The sequence below is a fragment of the Lutimaribacter marinistellae genome, assembly GCF_042648365.1.
Taxonomy (GTDB): domain Bacteria; phylum Pseudomonadota; class Alphaproteobacteria; order Rhodobacterales; family Rhodobacteraceae; genus Lutimaribacter_A; species Lutimaribacter_A marinistellae.
In genome coordinates, this window is the sequence record NZ_JBHRXI010000001.1 from 630,512 (window position 1) to 651,957 (window position 21,446).

A 21,446-nucleotide genomic window follows, 5' to 3' on the forward strand; every position below is an offset into this window, starting at 1 on the left:
CTTGTTCGATCCGGACGCTATCTAGCTCGCAGCCCGCAAGACGTCCAGAAAGGCGGCACCAAAGCGTTCGGCGCGCCGCTCACCCAGCAATTGTTCCAGCACCCGGGGATCTTCGGGGCGCAACTGCGCGACCTTTGCCAGTTGTGACGCGGAACAACTGAGCGGTTTTCCCGTCCCGTCGTCACCGCGTGCCAGTTCGGCCTGCACGGCAAGCAGTTTGTCATAGACCTCACCCGGTGTGCGACCGGCAAGCTTGCGGCGGGCCGGATGCACGGCTTCGACCGCGCCGGCGACAACTTCGAGAAAGGCCGCGCCATAGCGTTCGAGTTTTTTCGCACCGACGCCTGCCACGCGCGCCATCTGGTCGAGCGTCGTCGGCCGCTTCTCGGCCATCTCGATCAATGTGCGGTCAGGAAAGATGACGTAGGCCGGAACCCGCGCGGCCTCGGCCAGTGCGCGGCGCTTGGCTTTGAGCGCTGAGAGAAGCGGCGCGTCCTCCTCGGACACCATGGCCTTGACGGCGGGGCGGCGTGCGGCGGAACGGATCGTGTCGCGCCGCAAGCGAACTGAATCCTCACCTCGGAGGATGGGCGCCGCCGCCTCGGTCATGCGAAGGGCGCCGTGACGCTCGGGGTCCGGGCGCACGAGATCGCGCCCCATCATCTGCCTGAAGATCGCCTGCCATTGCGACTTGGAGTATTCCTTTCCCACGCCGTAGGTCGGCAATTGGTCATGACGCCGGGCGCGTATCTTTTCGGTGTCCTGCCCCAGCAGAATGTCGATCAGATGGCCTGACCCAAACCATTCCTCGGTCCGCAGAATGGCCGAAAGGGCCATACGCACCGGAGTGGTACCGTCGAAGACATCGGCGGGGCTGTCACACAAATCGCATTTTCCGCAAGGCTCTGATTCCTCGCCGAAATAGGCCAGCAATGTCTGCCGTCGGCAATCCAGCGCCTCGGCCAGACCAAGCAGCGAATTGAGCCGCGCATGATCTGCGGCTCGACGTTCCGGCGGCGCCAGACCTTCGTCGATCTGGGTACGGCGCAACCGGATATCATCGGGGCCGAAGAGCGTCAGCGTTTCGGCCGGTGCGCCGTCGCGCCCCGCCCGGCCGATCTCCTGGTAATAGGCCTCGATGGATTTGGGCAGGTCGGCATGAGCGACCCAGCGGATATCGGGTTTGTCGATGCCCATCCCGAATGCAACGGTGGCGACGACGATCAGGCCATCCTCGCGTGCGAAACGCGCCTCGACGCTGCGGCGATCCTCGGCCTCCATCCCGCCGTGATAGTGACAGGCCGGATGGCGGTCTTCGCGCAGGGCCTGTGCCAGGGCTTCGGTCTTGGCACGAGTTCCGCAATAGACGATCCCTGAGCGGCCTCTACGTGCCGCCGCGAAATCGAGGATCTGGCGCCGCGGGCTATCTTTTGCGGCAAAGGCAAGATGAATGTTCGGCCGGTCGAAACCACGCAGGAAAGTCTGCGGTGGCTCGCCGTCAAACAGCTTTTCGACGATTTCGAGCCGCGTTTCCGCATCGGCAGTGGCCGTAAAGGCCGCGAGTGGAACGTCCAGCGCTTGGCGCAGCTCTCCGATCCGCAGGTAGTCGGGGCGGAAATCATGGCCCCATTGGCTGACACAATGCGCCTCGTCCACCGCGATGAGCGAGACGTTGATCCGACGCAGCATTGCCATTGCCGAGCCTGACGCCAGCCGCTCAGGCGCCATGTAGAGAAGTTTCAACCGGCCCTCATCGAGTGCCTGCCAAACCGCCTCGGTCTCTTCGGGCGTATTGCCCGAGGTCAGGGCGCCGGCCTCGACCCCTGCCTCTTGCAGCGCGCGCACCTGGTCGCGCATCAAGGCGATTAGCGGTGATATCACCACGGTCACCCCATCGCGCGCCAGGGCGGGCAATTGAAAACACAGCGACTTGCCACCACCCGTAGGCATTATGGCCAACACGTTGCGGCCGGCGGTCACCGCGTCGACGATTTCTTCCTGCCCAGGGCGGAAGGCATCGAATCCGAACACGTCTCGCAGCAGAGGTGCGAAATCGGGCATTTCCGGGGAAGCCTCATCCAAGATGTTGTGGTTCTGCTCTTGGATGCAGTTTCACACACTAAGAATCTGTGAACAAGAGTCTGGACCTAGTAGAAGTAGACCGCGTTGTTCACGAGGATGATCCGCAACGCATAAACAGCCACGAGGACGATGAGCGGCGCAAGGTCCAACCCGCCCATTGCAGGCAGAACCCGGCGGATGGGACCATAAAGCGGTTCCAAGATCCTGTTCAGCCCGTACCAGATTTGCGCGACCAGCTGCTGATGCAGGTTCAGCACCTGAAAGTTGATCAGCCAGCTCATGATCACATGAGCGAGAATGATGAACCAGACGATATCGAGGATCAGCAAAAGGATCTGGATAAGCGAGAGCATGTCATTTCCTGAATTCGGTCCCGTTGAGAGGTAAGGACAGAGCGCGCAAAGGGCAAGTGCCGAGACCGCGCACTGTGCCGCACCGGCAACGCGCCCGGTACGCCGGACAACGGATGCTTGCCTTGGTTGGTATCCGGCCTTCTTACTCGGTCAAGGGCGGGCGCAGAACCGGGGGCGAGCATGGGTTCCGAGAAAAGAAGGATCTGGGGATGGTGGTTCTTCGACTGGGCCAGCCAGCCATACAACACCTTGATGCTCACCTTCATATTCGGCCCTTATTTTGCCCAGACCGCAGCAGGTGTGATGATCGAAGGCGGAATGGCCGAAACCGCCGCCAAGGCACAGGCACAGGCGATGTGGGGTTACGGCCTGACCGTCGCTGGTATCGCCATCGCCGTTCTGGCACCCATCCTTGGGGCCATCGCCGACAGTTCGGGCAAGCGTTTGTCGTGGATCTGGCTGTTCTCGGCGATGTATGTGCTGGGTGCGTTCGGCACGTGGTGGTCCGCTCCGCAAGAGTTCTCGGCCGTTTTCGTCCTGATGATGTTCGGCATCGGCCTGATCGGCATGGAGTTTGCCACCATCTTTACCAACTCCTATCTTCCGTCGCTGGGGCCAAAACGCGAGTTGGGGCGCATTTCCGGGTCGGGATGGGCTTTCGGCTATGTCGGCGGCGTGCTGGCACTGGCGATCATGCTGGCCCTGTTCCAGGCAGGGGATAACGGTCGCACGATGGCAGGGCTGATGCCGGTCCTGGGCCTTGACCCGGCAACGGGTGAGGATACTAGGGCCGTCGGACCATTTACCGCCATCTGGTACGTCGTCTTCATGATCCCGTTCTTCCTTTGGGTCCGTGACGAACCGGGACAAGGAACCGGAACCGGAGCGTCGGCAGCATTGCGTGATCTCTGGCGGACATTGCGCGGCTTGCCAAAACACCCATCACTATTGGCCTATCTGGGGTCCTCGATGTTTTATCGGGACGCGCTGAACGGCATGTACACTTTTGGCGGCATCTACGCGCTTGGCGTTCTGAACTGGTCGATCATGGAGATCGGCATCTTTGGCATCATCGCGGCGATCAGCGGTGCGCTCTTTGCATGGATCGGAGGGTATGCCGATCGTGCGTTCGGCCCGAAACCCGTCATCGTGTTCTCTTGCTTCGTTCTGATGGCAACTGCGCTTTTGATCGTATCGCTGTCGCCCACTTCGGTCATGGGCATCGCACTGCCGGAAGGATCGAGCCTGCCGTCGATCCTGTTCTATGTTGCTGGTGTGCTGATCGGGGCTGCCGGCGGGTCACTTCAATCGGCAAGCCGCAACATGCTCACGCGGCAAGGCAACCCGGCGCGCATGACCGAGGCGTTCGGCCTTTATGCGCTTTCGGGCAAGGCCACGTCCTTTCTTGCTCCATTTCTCATCGGACTTGCCACCGACCTGAGCGGAAGTCAGCGTGTCGGCGCCTCACCCCTGATCGCCCTCTTTGCGATCGGCCTTGTCATGCTAGTGTGGGTCAAACCGCAAGGAGAGGACAGCGTATGAGATTACCCCGCATCCTGACCGCTACCCTGCTGGCCTTGGGTATGGCGGCACCGGTCACGGCGGAACCATTGGCGAAACAGCTGTTTGGCGCTCAAAAGATGGGCTCTCAGCAATCGGCCGCGTCTTTCGGATCCTATGCAAAGGGATGCGTTGCAGGGGCCGTACGACTGCCCGAAACCGGCTCGACCTGGCAGGCGATGCGCCTCAGTCGAAACCGGAACTGGGGCCATCCCGAAACCATCGACTACATCCGTGACCTTTCGGCGTTCGCGGCCACCATGCCCGGGTGGAGCGGGCTCTACATTGGCGACATCAGCCAGCCCCGCGGCGGGCCGATGACCTCGGGCCATCGCAGCCATCAGATCGGGCTGGATATTGATATCTGGATGCTGCCCGCCAACAATCTGCGCCTGTCGCGGTCCCATCGCGAAAAGATCTCGTCGATCTCTCTACGGCGCTCGAACGGCGCCTATGTAAACGGAAACTGGACGCAGCAGCACGCCGAGCTTCTGAAACGCGCCGCACAGGACAAACGCGTTGCGCGCATCTTTGTCTTTCCAGGGGCAAAGGTCTGGATGTGTGACAACATGAAGGTCAATGCGAGCTGGATGCGCAAGATCCGGCCTTGGTGGGGGCATCACTATCATTTCCATGTGCGACTGGCCTGCCCGCGCGGCGCGCGGGGGTGTGTCGACCAGGCCGCTCCGCCACCCGGTGATGGCTGCGCCGAGGCGCGTCAGTGGCAACGAAACATCCTGAACCCACCGCCACCCGATCCAAATGCGAAACCCGCCCCGAAACGTCGCGAGTACGTTCTGGCCGACCTGCCCAATCAATGCGTCTCTGTCTTGCGCTCACAGTAGTCGCGAGCCTTTTCGCCTTGCCGGCCGATTCCGTGGAAACGGCGTCGGCGCGGCACCTGTCCAGCCATACATGGTCGGATCGCGGCGAATGGTTCGGGGGCTTTTCCGCCATCGAGGTCGGGCCGGATGGTCTGACAATGACCATCCTGACGGATCGCGGTTATCTGGCGACGGGGCGGATCACACGGAAGGGTGAGAATATCGTCAGAGCCGATTTGACGTCGGTGGACCGGCTCAGGACCAGCAAGGGCAAGAAGCTGGTTGGCCGCGTCGCGGATTCCGAAGGATTGGCCATGTCCGGAAACGGCCCCTTCTACGTGTCCTACGAGGGGGTCCACCGGGTTGCAGCGCATGCCGCGCCTTGGGCGAAAGCCCGTGTTCTGCCCCGGCCCGAGGCATTTCGCGGTTTGGCGACCAATGGCTCTTTCGAAGCGCTTGCCATCGACGTGTCCGGACGCCTTTACACGATGCCGGAGAGCAATCGCTTACCAGACGGGCGCATTCCGGTCTGGCGCTGGGACGGACGCGCATGGTCAATGCCGATCTCGCTGGAGCAAACAGGCGGGTTCCTGCCGGTCGGCGCGGATTTCGGTCCGGACGGTCGGCTGTACGTTCTGGAGCGTGATTTCGCGCAGATCGGTTTCCGCAGCCGCCTGCGGCGCATCGACCTGTCCTCGGGCAGGGAAGACGAGTTGTTCCGGACCGGGCTTGGCCGGCATGACAACCTCGAGGGTGTTTCGATCTGGCGCGATGAATCGGGGCGGCTCAGGGCGACGATGATCTCGGACGACAACTTCCTGTCGCTGCAACGCACCGAGTTGGTGGAGTACCTGTTGCCCGACTGAGGCCTTGCCATGTCCCGCCGGGCCATGTATGCGCACAGCTTGCCCGAGACTTACCGGGCCAAGTCGCCGCAACCTTGACAAAACGGGCACCTGACAATGCAACGTACCCATATTCCCGGCATCCTTGCCATGGCCGCCATCGTGGTGGCCTCGAACATCCTGGTTCAATTCCTGCTGCTTGACGGGCTTCTGACCTGGGGCGCATTTACCTATCCGCTGGCCTTCCTCGTCACCGACGTGATGAATCGCGTTTATGGCACGGGACCCGCGCGCAAGGTCGTTCTGGCCGGGTTCGTCACCGGCGTGATCTGCTCGCTCATCGGCAGCCAGATCATGCTGGAGTATGGTCCTGCCGTACCGCTGCGGATCGCGGTCGCATCGGGCACGGCGTTTCTTCTTGCGCAGTTGACGGATGTCGCGATCTTTGACCGCTTTCGGTCAGGGGCATGGTGGCGTGCGCCGCTGGTTTCGACGCTGGTTGGCTCCGCGCTTGACACGGCGCTGTTCTTCACCATCGCGTTTTCAGCCTCGATCTCCATCTTTGGTGCCAACGCCGATGCAGCGATTTCCTGGGCTTGGGAGGCTACACCTTTCATGCTGACCGGACCCGAAACACCGCTGTGGGTCACCTTGGCCTTCGCCGACTGGCTGGTGAAACTGTCGGTTGCGTTGATCGCACTGATCCCTTTCCGCGTGATAACCGGAAAGTTGTCGAGCGCGGCGTAAAATTTCCTTTGGAGATCGGCACGATCCGTGCCACGCTTTGTTCGAGTTCAACAGCAAAGCAAAGGAGGTGGTCCAGTGTCGAGAAAGGTATTGGAGAGAGGTGCCGTAACAGTCAGGGAGGACGCCCACTGAGGCAGCCCTTGGCGGGTTTTCCGCCCCGGCCGGACCTGTGAGAGGATAAGGGTCCGCCCCGGCACATCTTCCGAAACTTTCGGAGGGCCGTTCCATTGGAACGGCCCTTTCCGTTTCTCCGGCCTGCGCCTAGAATCGCGCGCATGTTACGGATCAGTGACCAGATAGCCCTGCAAGATTGGGAGATGACCGAAAGCTTCATGCGCGCATCGGGTCCGGGCGGACAGAACGTCAACAAGGTCTCGACCGCGGTCGAACTGCGCTTCGAGGCGCAGCGCTCGCCCTCTCTTCCAGATCCGGTCAAGGCGCGGCTCAGAAGGATCGCAGGCCAGAAATGGACCAAGGATGGCGCGATCGTCATTCAGGTGGATGAAACCCGCAGCCAGGCTCGAAATCGCGAAATCGCGCGTCAGAGGCTTGCCGAGCTTGTCGCCCGCGCGTTGGTCAAACCCAAACGGCGCATACCGACCAAGCCCACGCGTGGATCGGTCCGCCGCCGGCTTGACGCCAAAAAAGCGCGCGGCGCGGTAAAGGCGATGCGCGGTAAAGTGGACGAGGATTAGTCTGGCATCCCCCGCCGCCGCTGATACTGTGAGCCCGAACAGACGCAGGATCCGGAGGGCAAGGGTATGAGACTGGACGGAAAAACGGCGATCGTCACCGGTGGTGGATCGGGCTTCGGCGCAGGCATCGTGGCCAAGTTCGTGTCCGAAGGTGCCCGTGTGATCGTGGCGGACATCAACCGCGACGCGGCCGAAAAAACGGCTCGGGACATGGATGGTGATGCTATCGCCGTCGAGGTCGACGTCGCCAACGGCCCGTCGGTCGAGTCCATGACCGATACAGCCATGCGCCGGTTCGGCAAGGTGGACATCCTTGTGAACAATGCAGGCGTCACCCACCTGCCCGCCCCGATGGAGGATGTAAGCGAAAGCGACTTCGACCGTGTCTTTCGCGTGAACATGAAATCCGTCTACCTGACCGCTCGTGCGCTGGTGCCGCACATGAAGGAGCGCGGCACCGGGTCCATCCTCAACGTCGCTTCAACCGCGGGCCTGTCGCCCCGTCCGAACCTGAACTGGTACAACGCCTCCAAGGGATGGATGATCACTGCGACCAAGACCATGGCAGTCGAACTCGCGCCCTCGGGCGTCCGGGTCAATGCAATCTGCCCGGTGGCGGGTGAGACACCGTTGCTCAAATCGTTCATGGGCGAGGACACCCCCGAGATGCGGGCGAAGTTTCTTTCGACGATTCCGATCGGCCGTTTTTCAACCCCGGAGGACATGGGCAATGCCGCCTGTTTCCTGTGCTCGGACGAGGCTGGCATGGTGACAGGCGTAGCGATGGAAGTGGATGGCGGGCGTTGCATCTGATGAAGCCTGGCCCGCGTAACCTCATCACCGATGTACCAGGTCTGAAGGTCGGCAACGCTCAGGACCCGCGTCTGAAATCAGGCACGACCGTATTGACGGCCGAAGACCCATTCGTTGCCTCCGTCCATGTGATGGGCGGCGCGCCCGGCACACGTGAGACGGATTTGCTGGCCCCCGACAAATCCGTGGCCCGGATCGATGCGATCGCTCTGTCGGGAGGTTCTGCCTATGGGCTTGACGCGTGTTCTGGCGTCGTTGACGGCCTGAGGGCCAGGGGGCGAGGCTTTCGCATTGCGGACGCGGTTATTCCGATCGTGCCCGGCGCCATTATTTTCGACCTGTTGAACGGTGGTGAAAAAGGTTGGAGCGAAAACCCCTATCGGGATCTTGGCCGGGCGGCCTATGACGCCGCTCAAGTAGAGTTCGGGATTGGTACCATTGGCGCAGGCACTGGCGCGCTGACCGCTATGCTGAAAGGCGGGCTGGGCTCAGCCTCGCTGGTGCTCGACGACGGTGTGACGGTGGGTGCGCTGGTCGCGGCGAACCCTATGGGCGCGGTAACGACACCGGGGGACAGGCATTTCTGGGCCGCACCTTTCGAAATCGGTGACGAGTTCGGCGCGCTGGGTTCCGATCCGGCAAGCGGGTTGGGGCGCGCTCTGGAAAGCCGCAAGATGATGACGATGCGCGGACAGGCGCAGGACCGGGCCAACACGACGATCGCAATCGTCGCAACCGACGCCAATCTGACCAAGTCGCAGTGTCAGCGCATGGCCGTTGCCTCGCATGACGGCATCGCGCGGGCCACCGTTCCGGCGCATTCGCCGGGCGATGGCGACCTCGTTTTCTCTGTTTCGACAGGCGCACGAGAAATGGCCCATCCCGAACGCGATCTGACCCGGATCGGTCACGCCGCTGCGCTGTGCCTTTCGCGCGCCATCGCACGCGCAATTTACCTTGCGCGCCCGGAACCCGGTGATCTTTTGCCGTCCTGGTCGACCGTGAACAAGGATGGGGAATAGGCGATATGTCTGCGGCGAATGGCCGACCCGACATTTGCACAGTTGACAGAGCGGGTGACGATCATTTCCTTACGGGCAGCCAAACCTGACATTATCAGAGGAATTCAGCCATGCACCGCTTCATCGCAACCGCCGCCATCGCCTTTCTCGCCGTACCTGCCTTTGCCGAGGGAGATGCTGCGAAAGGCGAAAAGGGTTTCAACAAGTGCAAGTCCTGCCACATGATCGTGGACGACGCCGGTGAAACCATCGTCAAGGGTGGCAGGACCGGTCCGAACCTCTACGGCGTCGTCGGCCGCACCGCAGGCACCGTCGAAGATTTCCGCTATGGCGAAGATCTGGTTCGTGCGGGCGAAAAGGGACTTGTCTGGGACGCCGAGAACTTCGTTGCCTACACGGCAGACCCCAAAGGCTTCCTGCAGGAGTACCTTGAAGAAACTTCGGCAAAATCCAAGATGTCGTTCCGCCTGAAAAGCGGAGCTGAAGACATCTTTGCCTACCTCGCCAGCGTGTCCGGCGAATAAGTACGGCCACACCCTTTCATAACCGTGGTCAAAGGCCGCAGGGGCGCCCCTGCGGCCTTTCGTGCGCTTGAACCGTTCCGCTGCGGCAGCCAAATTGGTGTTGGACGCTGGAACATGTGGTTCCGCATCGCGGATACTCGACAGGCCATAGTCTGACCGCCTCATTCGCCACGAACAGGGAAACCCCCAAGTGGCTCGACCAAGGAGCGTTTCTGATATGTCAGTGACAATTCCCGCCTGGATCGACGGGGCTCTGGTGCCGGTCGAAAAGCTAGAAGCCCATGAAAAAGGCCTGAAACACAAGGCTGTTTCGGTTTTCGTCGTCCGCGACATGGCCATCCTCATGCAGCGCCGAGCAATGGGCAAATATCATACCCCGGGTCTATGGGCGAATACGTGCTGCACGCATCCGAACTGGGACGAATCCTCATCCGCCTGTGCTGTGCGGCGATTGAAACAGGAAATGGGCATCACCGGCCTTTACCCCGAGTACAGGCACCGGCTGGAGTATCATGCAGATGTCGGCAACAGCATGATCGAGAACGAGGTCGTTGACGTCTTTCTTGCCCACGCACGGGGACCGGTCGACATTCAACCTGACCCGGAAGAGGTGATGGACCATCGCTGGGTCGATTACCACGACCTGTTGGCCGAGGTGAAACGGTATCCCGAGCGGTTCACACCGTGGCTCAAGATCTACCTGCACCATCATGCCGACACCATCTTTGGTCCCGACCTGATCATTTCCGCCAAGGCCTAGACGGCTCGTCTTTCACAAGATTTCCTTGATCGCTCCCCGGTTTGCAGGGACAGTGTCCGTCAGACAACCTGCACGGAACGCGGGAACAACGGGGAGATTTCAATGGGACACCGACTGACCCGAACCATCACTTCGGCCGTGGCGTTGAGCGCCGGGCTCTATGCGTCGGCAGCAATGGCGCAGACGAACATTACCATCGCCATGCAACTGGAGCCACCGCATCTGGACCCGACCAGCGCCGCGGCACAAGCCATTGACTCGGTCGTCTATACGAACATCTTCGAAGGGCTGACGCGTTTCATGGGCGACGGTTCGGTCGTGCCCGGCCTTGCCGAAAGCTGGGAGATTTCGGAAGACGGCACCCAGTATACCTTTGCGCTGCGCGAAGGCGTGACATTTCACGACGGCTCCTCGATGGATGCCGAGGATGTGAAATTCAGTCTCGACCGCGCGCTGGCGGAAGACAGCGCAAACGCCCAGAAAGCTCTCTTTTCCGGCATAGACACGGTCGAGGTCTTAGATCCGCAAACGGTCAAGATCATGTTGAAAGAGCCGGACGGCAACTTCCTGTTCAACATGGCCTGGGGCGACGCCGTCATCGTGGCACCCGAAAGCATCGACGATATCAAGACCAACCCGGTTGGAACCGGCGCCTATACGTTCAGCGAATGGGTGCAGGGCGACCGGATCGAATTGACGCGCAACCCCAACTACTGGGGAGACCAGCCGTCGATCGAAAACGCAACGTTCAAGTTCATTTCCGATCCAACGGCAGCATTCGCCGCGGTCATGGCCGAAGATGTCGACGTCTTTACCGGCTTTCCCGCACCCGAGAACCTGCCGCAGTTCGAGGCCGATCCGCGGTTTCAGGTCCTTGTAGGGTCGACCGAGGGCGAGACCATACTTTCGACCAACAACAAACAGGCGCCCTTCGACGACCCGAAAGTGCGGCAGGCGATGGCCCATGCCATCGACCGCCAAGCGATCATTGATGGGGCAATGTTTGGATATGGCACTCCGATCGGAACCCATTTCGCACCGCACAATCCGGCCTATGTCGATCTGACGGGGCAATCCGCCTTCGATCCAGAAAAGGCCAAGGCACTGCTGGCCGAAGCGGGGCATGCAGACGGCTTCGAGACGACACTGCACCTTCCGCCGCCGTCCTATGCACGTCGCGGAGGTGAGATCATCGCAGCCCAGCTCGCCGAAGTGGGCATCAAGGCCGAAATCATCAACGTCGAATGGGCTCAGTGGCTTGAGACCGTGTTCAAGGGCAAGAATTTCGGCCTCACGATTGTCAGCCATACCGAGCCGATGGATATCGGGATCTACGCGCGCCCCGACTATTACTTCCAGTATGACAACCCGGAATTCCAGTCGTTGATGGAAGAGTTGTCCAAGACCACTGACCCGGACGGTCGAACCGCATTGTTGCAGGACGCCCAGCGCATTATCGCAGACGATTACGTGAATGGCTTCCTCTTCCAGCTGGCCGCGATCACGGTTGCGAAGGCTGGCGTCCAAGGGCTGTGGGAAAACGCACCAACGGCCGCGACCGACCTGACAGGGGTCTCCTGGTCCGAATGACGATTTGGGGCGGCCCCGCTCAGCCGGGCCGCCCCGCAAGTGTTACCCGCCCTGAGTAGCAAAGATGCGCCCCACCCCTCGACGGCTTATCCTGGCCTTCATTTCGGTTCTGACATTCCTGTGCGCGGCAGCGGCGGCGGCGGCACAAGGCTTCGAGGGCGGGAGCGCATCCTACACTCCGCCGGTTCCCGATGAGCCCGTCACGGTCAGCGTCGGCATCTTCATCGACCAGATTACGAACGTGGACCAGAAATCCGAGAATTTCGGCGCGGTGGCGACACTGCGCCTCGAATGGCACGATCCTGCCCTTGCCTACGACAAATCACCCAATCAGATCTCCAAGGTCATGGAGCCTGCGAAATTCGTTGAAATCGCTGCCGACCAGAATCTGCTCGTTCCTTTCTTCGTCGTTCAGAACCAGCAGTCAAAGAGATGGATTCACCAAGCCATCGTGGTCATCCGACCTGACGGGCTGGTTCGCTATTTCGAGAAAAGTTCACTTACGCTCCAGGCACCTTACTTCAACTTCCTGAAATACCCTTTCGATACTCAGACCTTCTATTACGAGATTTCTTCGGTCTACCCGTCCGAGTATGTACGCTTCGTCTCGATGGAGGATGCATCGGGGCTTGGCGAATTGCTTGGCGAGGAAGAGTGGATCCTGAGCGACGCAAGAATGCTGAAGACCCAGATCAACGGCATTTCGGGTCTTCAGACCGATCAAGTCGCCCTGCAGTTCCTCGGGTCGCGCCATGTAACCTATTACGTGATCCGCGTGTTCATTCCGATGCTGATCCTGATCACTGTCAGCTGGTCGTTGTTTTTTCTCGACGAATACCGAAAGCGGATCGAAATCGCCGGTGCGAACCTGCTGACCTTCGTTGCCTTCAACTGGGCGATTTCTGCGGACCTTCCTAAGCTGGGTTATCTGACCTTTCTGGATTTCATCCTGCAATGGATGTTCGTCGTCACGGGGGGCGTCATCGTGATCAACGTACTGCTGCGAAAGATGAAGGCGACAGGCAAGGAAGGGCTGGCGCACAAGCTCGACAATTACATCATCAAGTGGGTTTATCCGCTTGGATACCTGGCGATTGTCGCCTTTGGCGTGACCCGCTACCTGATCGAGTTGTAACCGCTGGACCGTGCGCGCGTCGCCGCCTAACGTAGCGCCGATGTTACGCTATTCACTCAAACGTCTGCTGTCGCTGATCGTCAGCCTCGCGGTTGCCTCGGTGGTCATTTTTGCGGTGATCGAAGTGGCTCCGGGTGATCCTGCGTCGTTCATGTTGGGCGTGAATGCGCAAGAGGATACACTGGCGGCACTGCGGTCCGAACTTGGCCTCGATCAGCCCAAGATCCAAAGGTATTTCGACTGGATTGGCGGGATGCTGACGGGCGATTTCGGCACCTCCTACACGTATCGCACGCCGGTCGCCCAAATGATCGCGGATCGCTTGTGGGTATCGCTCCCGCTTGCGCTTTACGCGCTGACTCTCTCGACGTTGATCGCCTTTCCGGCTGGCATCTATGCAGCAGCCCGTCGTGGCAAACCTGGGGATGCCGCCGTCATGGGGGCCACACAGTTGGGCGTGGCCATACCGAATTTCTGGTTCGCCATGATGCTGGTTCTGATTTTTGCCATCAATCTGCGCTGGTTCGGAGCTGGCGGATTTGCGGGCTGGGACAAGGGCGTTTGGCCCGCATTGCATTCCCTGACCTTGCCCGCAATCGCACTCGCCCTACCGCAGGCCGCAATTCTGGCACGTGTCATGCGGTCTTCGTTGCTCGACATCCTCGGAGAAGACTTCATGCGCACGGCAAGGGCCAAAGGGCTTTCCCGTCGACAAGCGTTGTGGCGCCATGGCGTCCGGAACGCGCTGATCCCCGTTCTGACGATCCTGGGCTTGCAATTCTCGTTCCTGCTTGCAGGTTCGATCATCATTGAGCAGGTGTTTTATCTGCCAGGACTTGGGCGGCTGGTATTCCAGGCAATCAGTTCGCGCGATCTGATCGTTGTCGAGTCCGTGGTGATGCTGTTGGTCTTCGCCGTAATCGTTGTCAATTTCCTCGTCGATCTGGCGTATGCACTGGTCGATCCGCGATTGAGAAACCGGACATGAGCCGTAACCTCATCCTAGGCGGGTTTCTCTCGTCACTGGTGCTGCTGGCTGCGATCCTCAGCTTTTTCTGGACACCTTACGATCATGCGACGCTGAACATCCCGGCCAAGCTGCAGCCTCCAGGCGTCGAACACTGGTTCGGAACCGATCACTTTGGACGCGATATCTTTTCGATGATCATGGTCGGCGCAAGAACCTCTATCGCGGTGGCGCTGATCGCGGTCGGGATCGGTATGGGATTAGGCGTCCCGCTCGGTCTGGCGGCAGCGGCAAGGCGGGGATCCTGGCTGGACGAGTTGATCATGCGCGGCAACGATCTTGTGTTTGCGTTCCCCTCGCTGGTCATTGCAATCCTGATAACCGCAGTATTCGGGGCGGGTGCGGTCAATGCGATCATCGCAATCGGTATCTTCAACATCCCCGTGTTTGCACGTGTAGCACGCGGCGCTGCCCTATCTTTATGGCAGCGAGAGTTTATTCTGGCTGCGCGTGTCGCGGGAAAAGGGGCAGCGCGCATTTCTGCTGAACACATCCTGCCGAACATCGCGAACCTTCTGATCGTGCAAGGAACGATCCAGTTCTCTTTGGGCATCCTCGCCGAGGCTGGCCTGAGTTACGTGGGCCTTGGTGCTCAGCCGCCCACGCCCAGCTGGGGCCGGATGCTGGCCGATGCCCAGACGATGGTCAGTTTCGCGCCGCATCTTGCGTTGATTCCGGGGCTTGCGATCATCGTTACTGTACTGGGCTTGAACTTGATGGGCGACGGGCTGCGCGACTGGCTCGATCCACGCATCCGGGTGGCGCGCGCATGAGCTTGCTTGAAATCCGCAATCTGGATCTTCGGATTCACTCCTTCGAGATCCTGAAATCGGTTCATCTCACGGTTCGACCGGGCGAGGTCGTTGCAGTCACCGGCGAAAGCGGGTCGGGAAAGTCCATGACCGCCTTGGCAGTGATGCGCCTCCTTCCCGACACGGCGACGCATACCGGGTCGATCATACTGGACGATACCGAATTGCTGGACCTATCGGAGGCAGAGATGTGCCGTGTACGGGGCGCAGCCGTCGGCATGGTGTTCCAGGAGCCGATGACGGCCCTGAATCCGGTCAAGACGATCGGGGATCAGGTGATGGAGACAATCCTCGTGCATCGCGCGATGCCACCGGACAAGGCCGAAGAGCGCGCCCGCGAGGTTCTGACACGCGTGGGCCTGCCCCCGGAGAAGTTTCCTCTGTCACGATATCCGCACGAGTTGTCGGGGGGTCAGCGGCAACGTGTCGTGATCGCAATGGCGATTGCGCTGCGGCCCAAGCTCTTGATCGCGGACGAGCCGACAACTGCGCTGGATGTGACAACACAGGCCCAGATACTCGATTTGCTCAAAGGGTTGGTGCAAGAATACGGGATGGGCCTGCTGATCATCACGCATGACCTGGCCGTCGTCTCTGATATCGCCGACAAGATAACTGTCATGCGCCATGGCGAGGTCGTGGAATCCGGCCCGACCCGGCAGCTGTTCGCCGAGATGCGCCACCCCTATACTCGCATGCTGTTCGAAGCGTCCGGTCACAAAGTGAACTTACCTCCAGCGCCGGCGCCAGAACCGCTCTTGTCGGTTGACAACGTGGTACGTGACTACCCCTTGCCGCGTCATCTGTTCCGTCCACAGGCATACCATCGTGCCGTCGATCACGTCAGCTTTGCCCTGCATCGAGGTGAGAGGTTGGGATTGGTCGGTGAATCCGGATGTGGGAAATCGACGCTGACACGGGCTATATTGGGATTAGAGCAGGTTCAGTCGGGCAAAATCATGCTGGATGGCGAACCGGTTTTTTCGGGCGCGAAACCCAACCTCGCGGTACGCCGTAAAATGCAGGTGGTTTTTCAGGACCCTTTCGGCAGTTTCAATCCGCGCCATCGGGTAGACCGTTTGATTACCGAACCCTTCCACCTGCTCGACGCTGCGCCGCAGGGGTCTGAACGACAGGACAGGATCGCCGAGATGCTCAGCGCCGTCGGCCTTTCGCCAGATGATGCTGGAAAGTACATCCACGAATTCTCGGGCGGCCAACGCCAGCGAATCGCAATCGCTCGTGCCCTTATCATTCGTCCGGAACTCATCCTTTTCGACGAAGCCGTTTCGGCACTCGATGTCTCGGTACGCGCCCAGATCCTCGACCTATTGGCCGAATTGTGTGACGCCTATCACCTGACTTACCTGTTCATCAGCCACGATCTGAGCGTGGTCCGGACGGTAACCGATCGCGTGTTGGTGATGCGTTCAGGACAGATCGTGGAGCAAGGAGAGACGGAAACCGTGTTTTCCGATCCGCAGCATGAGTACACTCGAAAGCTGATCGCCGCAGCGCCAGTTTTGCCAGAAATCGGAAAGACCGTGGCATGAACGCGGATCGCAACCAGGGAAGAGGATATTACTCATGAAAGATGAACGCGACGCTCTTTGGTTCGACCCGGCGCAGTGCCTGATCGGCGGAACATGGAAGAAAACGACCGACACCCTACCGCTTGTCGATCCTTCGGATGGCAGTGAGATTTGCCGCATTGCCCGCGGCGGCACAGCAGAGATCGACGCGGCCGTTTCCGCAGCTGGCAACGCTTTGCGCGGCGACTGGGGACGGATGACCGCGCTGGAACGTGGACGCGTTTTGACACGGCTCGGCCAGTTGGTTCTGGAGCGTGTCGAAGATCTCGCCCGCCTCGAGGCGATGGATGTCGGCAAACCCCTTACGCAGGCACGGGCAGATGCGGTAGCCCTTGCCCGATACTGCGAGTTTTACGGTGGCGCTGCAGACAAGATTACCGGCGAAACCATCCCCTATCTCGACGGCTATACCGTTTACACACTGCGTGAACCGCATGGTGTGACCGGACATATCGTGCCTTGGAACTATCCAATGCAGATCATCGGTCGGTCCGTCGGTGCGGCTTTGGCCATGGGCAACGCATGTGTGCTGAAACCCGCAGAAGAGGCCTGCCTGACGGCGCTTGCCTTCGCTCATCTGGCGATGGAGGCTGGGCTGCCCGTCGGCGCCTTGAACGTCGTGCCGGGATTGGGGGCCGAGGCTGGCGCGGCACTGTCAGGACATCCGGGTGTGCATCACATCTCCTTCACCGGTTCGGTGGCGACCGGCGCGCTAGTGCAGCAGGCGGCTGGCCGCAACGTCGTGCCAGTGACATTGGAACTGGGTGGCAAATCCCCTCAACTGGTCTTTGAGGATGCCGATCTTGACGAAGCCCTGCCATTCCTTGTGAACGCAGGTTGCCAGAATGCAGGCCAAACATGCTCGGCCTCATCCCGCATACTTGCACATCGCGATGTATACGACGCCGTGCGCGAACGCATGGCCGCCGCCTATTCTGAGCTTACCGTCGGCCCCGCAATGGAGGATTTGCGGGTCGGTCCTCTGATTTCGGCTCGGCAAAAGGAAATTGTGACCGGGTTTCTCGACAAGGGAAGTGACCTGACCATCGCGGCCCAAGGACGGATTGTTGACCATGCGCCAGAGCAGGGCGCCTATGTCCGCCCTACCCTTTTTGCCGATGTCCCGCCGGATCACGCTTTGGCGCAGAACGAAATTTTCGGCCCAGTCCAGGTTCTGATTCCTTTCGACACCGAAGAGGAGGCGGTCAGCATCGCCAACGGAACCGATTACGGCCTGGTTGCGAGTATCTGGACCCGTGATGGCGCAAGACAAATGCGCCTCGCCAAAAAGCTGAGGGCCGGGCAGGTTTTCATCAACAACTACGGCGCAGGCGGAGGTGTAGAATTGCCATTTGGTGGCGTCGGCAAATCCGGTCATGGAAGGGAAAAAGGGTTCGAGGCGCTGTACGGTTTTTCACAGCTCAAGACCGTCGCCGCTCGACACGGATAAGAGTCGAAACTGATGCAATCGTTGAGGCGATCAGACGATCACTTCGACGCTTTCCTGCGCACCAACACCAAAGACGCGCTTGTACCGTTCGATCTCTTCGGGCGGGCCCATCGCCTTTTCCGGGTTATCGCTGAGCTTGACGGTGGGATGCCCGTTGGCCGAAATCGCCTTACACACAAGCGAGAACGGCGCGAGAGCATCGTTCGGCACCAAGCCGCGGAAATCATTGGTCAGCAAGGTACCCCAACCAAAGGACACCTTCGTCCGACCTGCGAACTGCGTGTGAAGCTCAATGATTTTTTCTACGTCGAGCCCGTCTGAAAAGATGATCCGCTTGTCGCGCGGATCCTCACCCCGAGCCTTCCACCATTTGATCGCGGTTTCGGCGCCCTTGGCCGGGTCGCCGCTGTCAATACGGATCCCGGTCCAACCTGCCAGCCAATCGGGCGCGCGGTCTAGAAACCCTTCTGTGCCGTAGGTGTCGGGCAGGATGATCCGCAGGTTGCCGTCGTGTTCTTCGTGCCAATCGCTGAGGACATCATAGGGCGCTTGCGCCAACGCATCGTCGGTGTCGGCAAGCGCGCTATAGACCATCGGCAATTCGTGAGCGTTTGTGCCGATGGCTTCGACCTCGCGGCGCATCGCGATCAGGCAATTGGAGGTACCGGAAAAATTGGCACCCAACCCCTCGATCATCGCCTGAACACACCAGTCCTGCCACAGGAAGGAGTGGCGGCGGCGCGTTCCGAAATCGGCTATTCCCAATCCCTCGATCTTGCGTAGCTGCTCGATTTTTTCCCAAACACGGGTCATCGCGCGGGCATAAAGTATCTGCAGCTCGAACCGTCGCATACCGTTAAGCACGGCCCGCGATCTAAGCTCCATCAGCACGGCCAGCGCCGGTATCTCCCAAAGCATCACCTCGTGCCATTTTCCTTCGAAGGTCAGCTCGTATTGATCGCCTCGGCGCTCAAGGTGATACGGCGGTAACTGAAGGTGCTCGAACCATTCCATGAAATCGGGACGAAACATCTGCCGCTTGCCGTAGAACATGTTGCCGCGCAGCCATGTGCTCTCACCGCGGCTAAGGCGAAGGGACCGGATGTGGTCAAGTTGTTCGCGCAATTCACCTTCGTCGATCAGCTTGGCGAGCGGTACGCTGCTCGACCGGTTAATCAGCGAGAAGGTGACGATTGTCTCGGGCTTGTTGCGAAACACCGACTGGCACATCAAGAGCTTGTAGAAATCCGTGTCGATCAACGACCGAACGATCGGGTCGATCTTCCATTTGTGATTGTATACGCGGGTTGCGATATCCACGGGCGAGCCTCGTCGGGTTGAGATCAGCCTTGGATACGCCACAAGTTCGGTGGTGGCAAATTGTCATGTATTTCCGCTGGGTTCGGATTCGCTTCGCCCTGTCCGATGGCGTGACAGAGTTGCCAGAAGATCTGCGCGACCGACTGGCTTGGTCAGAAAGTCATCCATCCCTGCCGCCTTGCACGCCTGCCGGTCGCTCTCGAACGCATTTGCCGTCACGGCGATGATCCGTGGCTGTACGCCACCGGCCGAGCGTATCGCCGTAGCTGCATCTGGTCCGTTCATGCCGGGCATGGACATGTCCATCAAGACGATATCGGGGCGCAGTTCAGCGCTCATTCGGACGGCGTCGTGCCCGTCAAAGGCGAAATGCAGGTCCAGACCGACATCCTTGAGGTATTTCTTCAGGAGCATTCGATTGGTGCCATTGTCTTCGGCCACCAACACGCGCGCACCACCTAAATTTGCTATATGTTCGGCCTCGGTGTCTTCGGCGCCTTCGCACTCTGTTGGGAACCCAAGCGGTACCTTCAGGTTGAAGCAGGACCCTTCACCAAGCGTCGACTCGACGGTTATGCGACCCTGCATCAGGCGAACCAATTCTTCGGAGATCGTAAGCCCCAGGCCCGTCCCCGAATGTGTTCTGGTACTCGTTGCATCCGCCTGGGAAAACCGATCGAAAATCTTTCCTATCGTGTTTGGTGCTATACCAATACCGGTGTCGATGACTGCGTAACTCAGTTCATAGCCATGGGTATCCATGTTGGCCGAGACCCGTATCGTGATCCCGCCATAATCAGTGAACTTGACGGCATTTCCTATCAGGTTGATCACGACTTGCCTCAACCGCCCCTCGTCGCCGTGAACACGTTTCGGAATAGGGCCATCGCAGACCAGTTTCAGCGATAGGCCCTTTGACCGGGCCTGCGGCGTCATGAGCGCAACGGTCTCGTTACAGAAGGCTTCGAAATCAAAGTCTGCGGGGTGCAGTTGCATTTTCTTTGCATCAAGCCGCGACAGATCGAGAATGTCATCGATTATGGTCAGCAGTGCTCGTGCAGAGCTGCCGATCGTCGCCACGTACTGACGCTGTTCGGACGTCTGTTCCGTCCGTGACAAGAGATCCACCATGCCGATAACACCGTTCAGCGGGGTTCGCAGTTCATGGCTCATGGTCGCAAGGAACTCGGACTTTGCTTTTGCGCCCTCTTCGGCCGCCTTTTGCGCGGCCCGCAACTCCTCGGCATGGCCGCGTGCCGTAGTCACATCACGCTCGACGGCAACGAACATTTCGGCCCCGCCCGTTCTGTCGAGAACGGGAACGAGGTTCGTCTCCATCCAGATCTCGCGCCCATCCTTGGTCACGTTCAGGATTTCTCCCCGAAATGGCATGCCTTCGACAATCGCGCGGTCAATGCGTGCGAGTGTTTCGGGGTCCGTGCCCGGACCATTAAGCAGCGTGCCGGGAGTCTTTCCAATCGCGTCCTGCGGTGCAAAACCAGTCGTACGGGTGAAAGCATCGTTGACCCAGGCTATGCGACCCTTTGCATCCGAGATGATTACGCTGTCATTTGCGTTTCGCGCGACAAGCGAAAGCCTTTGAGCCTCTTTCTGGTGCCGTATCAGAGACTTGCTTTGCGCTACGAGGTCCAGCGTCGCCTTTCGGTTGCGTTCAAATCCCCATTTCGCGAAATTCACGAAATTCACGATCATCAGCGCGAACAGAACCGTTCCGGCGATATTCATCACAAAAACTGCATCGATCGGTCCCGCGAAAACGGCTTCAAGCACATACAGAGACAAGATCGTGAACGCGTAGATGACGAGGCGGCTAAACCCGGCAAGCCTATGGTACGGGAGCACAACGCCCGCGTTGATGGATGCACCGGCCAGAAAGGCAGTCGCGAAAATTGGAGACAGTCCAATGACCTCGCCATACCAAGCAACCATTACGCAAGCGGCAATGGTTGCCGCCTGAACAACACCCGTGACCGTGCTGAGAGCAAGAAGGCGCTTCAGCGTCTCCCCGCGTTGGATGCGTCGGGGAATGCTACGAAGGTAGAGGGTGTCCACCAGCTCTCCCGCAATTGCGAGCGCAAGCGCGAACAGGCCCAACCGCAAACCGGCGGTTACGGAAAGTGCCGCGGCCCCGATTCCGACGACAGTAAGGCGGCTCGCAAAATTGCGAACGCGTCCCTTGGCATAGCGACATAGCAATCCGCGGCGGCTATATCGCCACTCAAGATCTGCGAACTGGTCGGCATTGTCCGACCTGCCTTTGTCCATATCGGGTTC

General features: G+C 59.8%; 19 protein-coding genes. 15 read left to right on the top strand and 4 right to left on the bottom strand.

What is annotated here, in order from left to right; all coding sequences use genetic code 11:
* Window positions 1-21: 21 nt before the first annotated feature.
* Window positions 22-2,061, bottom strand: a complete 2,040-nt coding sequence (gene recQ / locus ACFORG_RS02840) for a DNA helicase RecQ (RefSeq protein ID WP_386733859.1) — start codon at window positions 2,059-2,061, stop codon at window positions 22-24.
* An 86-nt stretch (window positions 2,062-2,147) separates the two neighbouring features.
* A complete protein-coding gene (locus ACFORG_RS02845; RefSeq protein ID WP_386733860.1) occupies window positions 2,148-2,435 on the bottom strand; it encodes a YggT family protein in 288 nt (95 codons plus the stop codon).
* 180 nt (window positions 2,436-2,615) lie between these two features.
* Between ACFORG_RS02845 and ACFORG_RS02850 the strand changes: the two genes are divergently transcribed.
* The 15 genes from ACFORG_RS02850 (at window position 2,616) to ACFORG_RS02920 (ending at window position 17,831) form a co-directional block, all read left to right on the top strand.
* A complete protein-coding gene (locus tag ACFORG_RS02850) occupies window positions 2,616-3,977 on the top strand; it encodes an MFS transporter (protein WP_386733861.1) in 1,362 nt (453 codons plus the stop codon).
* Window positions 3,974-4,840, top strand: a complete 867-nt coding sequence (gene mepA, locus ACFORG_RS02855; protein ID WP_386733862.1) for a penicillin-insensitive murein endopeptidase — start codon at window positions 3,974-3,976, stop codon at window positions 4,838-4,840. The genes ACFORG_RS02850 and mepA overlap by 4 nt, the downstream gene beginning before the upstream one ends.
* A gap of 32 nt (window positions 4,841-4,872) precedes the next feature.
* The gene (locus tag ACFORG_RS02860) at window positions 4,873-5,685 is read left to right on the top strand and encodes an esterase-like activity of phytase family protein (RefSeq protein ID WP_386733863.1); all 813 of its coding nucleotides are present in this window, start codon (window positions 4,873-4,875) and stop codon (window positions 5,683-5,685) included.
* A 96-nt stretch (window positions 5,686-5,781) separates the two neighbouring features.
* Window positions 5,782-6,411: a queuosine precursor transporter gene (locus ACFORG_RS02865; RefSeq protein WP_386733864.1), complete on the top strand. Its 630-nt coding sequence runs from the start codon at window positions 5,782-5,784 to the stop codon at window positions 6,409-6,411.
* 275 nt (window positions 6,412-6,686) lie between these two features.
* The gene (arfB, locus tag ACFORG_RS02870; protein ID WP_386733865.1) at window positions 6,687-7,106 is read left to right on the top strand and encodes an alternative ribosome rescue aminoacyl-tRNA hydrolase ArfB; all 420 of its coding nucleotides are present in this window, start codon (window positions 6,687-6,689) and stop codon (window positions 7,104-7,106) included.
* 66 nt (window positions 7,107-7,172) lie between these two features.
* Window positions 7,173-7,919, top strand: a complete 747-nt coding sequence (locus tag ACFORG_RS02875) for an SDR family oxidoreductase (protein WP_386733866.1) — start codon at window positions 7,173-7,175, stop codon at window positions 7,917-7,919.
* Window positions 7,919-8,941: a P1 family peptidase gene (locus ACFORG_RS02880; protein WP_386733867.1), complete on the top strand. Its 1,023-nt coding sequence runs from the start codon at window positions 7,919-7,921 to the stop codon at window positions 8,939-8,941. Before ACFORG_RS02875 ends, ACFORG_RS02880 begins: the two co-directional genes overlap by 1 nt.
* 110 nt (window positions 8,942-9,051) lie before the next feature.
* On the top strand, window positions 9,052-9,465 hold the full coding sequence (locus ACFORG_RS02885; RefSeq protein WP_386733868.1) for a c-type cytochrome: 414 nt from the start codon (window positions 9,052-9,054) through the stop codon (window positions 9,463-9,465).
* A gap of 217 nt (window positions 9,466-9,682) precedes the next feature.
* Complete coding sequence (gene idi / locus ACFORG_RS02890) at window positions 9,683-10,225, top strand: isopentenyl-diphosphate delta-isomerase (protein ID WP_386733869.1); 543 nt, start codon at window positions 9,683-9,685, stop codon at window positions 10,223-10,225.
* Window positions 10,226-10,327: 102 nt separating this feature from the next.
* The gene (locus ACFORG_RS02895) at window positions 10,328-11,815 is read left to right on the top strand and encodes an ABC transporter substrate-binding protein (RefSeq protein ID WP_386733870.1); all 1,488 of its coding nucleotides are present in this window, start codon (window positions 10,328-10,330) and stop codon (window positions 11,813-11,815) included.
* 64 nt (window positions 11,816-11,879) lie between these two features.
* Window positions 11,880-12,950 (top strand): hypothetical protein, encoded by a 1,071-nt coding sequence (locus ACFORG_RS02900; protein WP_386733871.1) that lies wholly within the window; start codon window positions 11,880-11,882, stop codon window positions 12,948-12,950.
* A 40-nt stretch (window positions 12,951-12,990) separates the two neighbouring features.
* Complete coding sequence (locus ACFORG_RS02905) at window positions 12,991-13,938, top strand: ABC transporter permease (protein ID WP_386733872.1); 948 nt, start codon at window positions 12,991-12,993, stop codon at window positions 13,936-13,938.
* The gene (locus tag ACFORG_RS02910) at window positions 13,935-14,750 is read left to right on the top strand and encodes an ABC transporter permease (RefSeq protein WP_386733873.1); all 816 of its coding nucleotides are present in this window, start codon (window positions 13,935-13,937) and stop codon (window positions 14,748-14,750) included. Before ACFORG_RS02905 ends, ACFORG_RS02910 begins: the two co-directional genes overlap by 4 nt.
* On the top strand, window positions 14,747-16,342 hold the full coding sequence (locus ACFORG_RS02915; protein ID WP_386733874.1) for an ABC transporter ATP-binding protein: 1,596 nt from the start codon (window positions 14,747-14,749) through the stop codon (window positions 16,340-16,342). Before ACFORG_RS02910 ends, ACFORG_RS02915 begins: the two co-directional genes overlap by 4 nt.
* A gap of 34 nt (window positions 16,343-16,376) precedes the next feature.
* Window positions 16,377-17,831, top strand: a complete 1,455-nt coding sequence (locus ACFORG_RS02920) for an aldehyde dehydrogenase family protein (protein WP_386733875.1) — start codon at window positions 16,377-16,379, stop codon at window positions 17,829-17,831.
* 30 nt (window positions 17,832-17,861) lie between these two features.
* Here ACFORG_RS02920 and pncB read toward each other — a convergent pair whose 3' ends face one another.
* Together pncB and ACFORG_RS02930 are read right to left on the bottom strand one after the other, a co-directional pair.
* On the bottom strand, window positions 17,862-19,151 hold the full coding sequence (pncB, locus tag ACFORG_RS02925) for a nicotinate phosphoribosyltransferase (RefSeq protein WP_386733876.1): 1,290 nt from the start codon (window positions 19,149-19,151) through the stop codon (window positions 17,862-17,864).
* Between the two features lie 63 nt (window positions 19,152-19,214).
* On the bottom strand, window positions 19,215-21,437 hold the full coding sequence (locus ACFORG_RS02930) for an ATP-binding protein (RefSeq protein WP_386733877.1): 2,223 nt from the start codon (window positions 21,435-21,437) through the stop codon (window positions 19,215-19,217).
* Window positions 21,438-21,446: the final 9 nt, after the last annotated feature.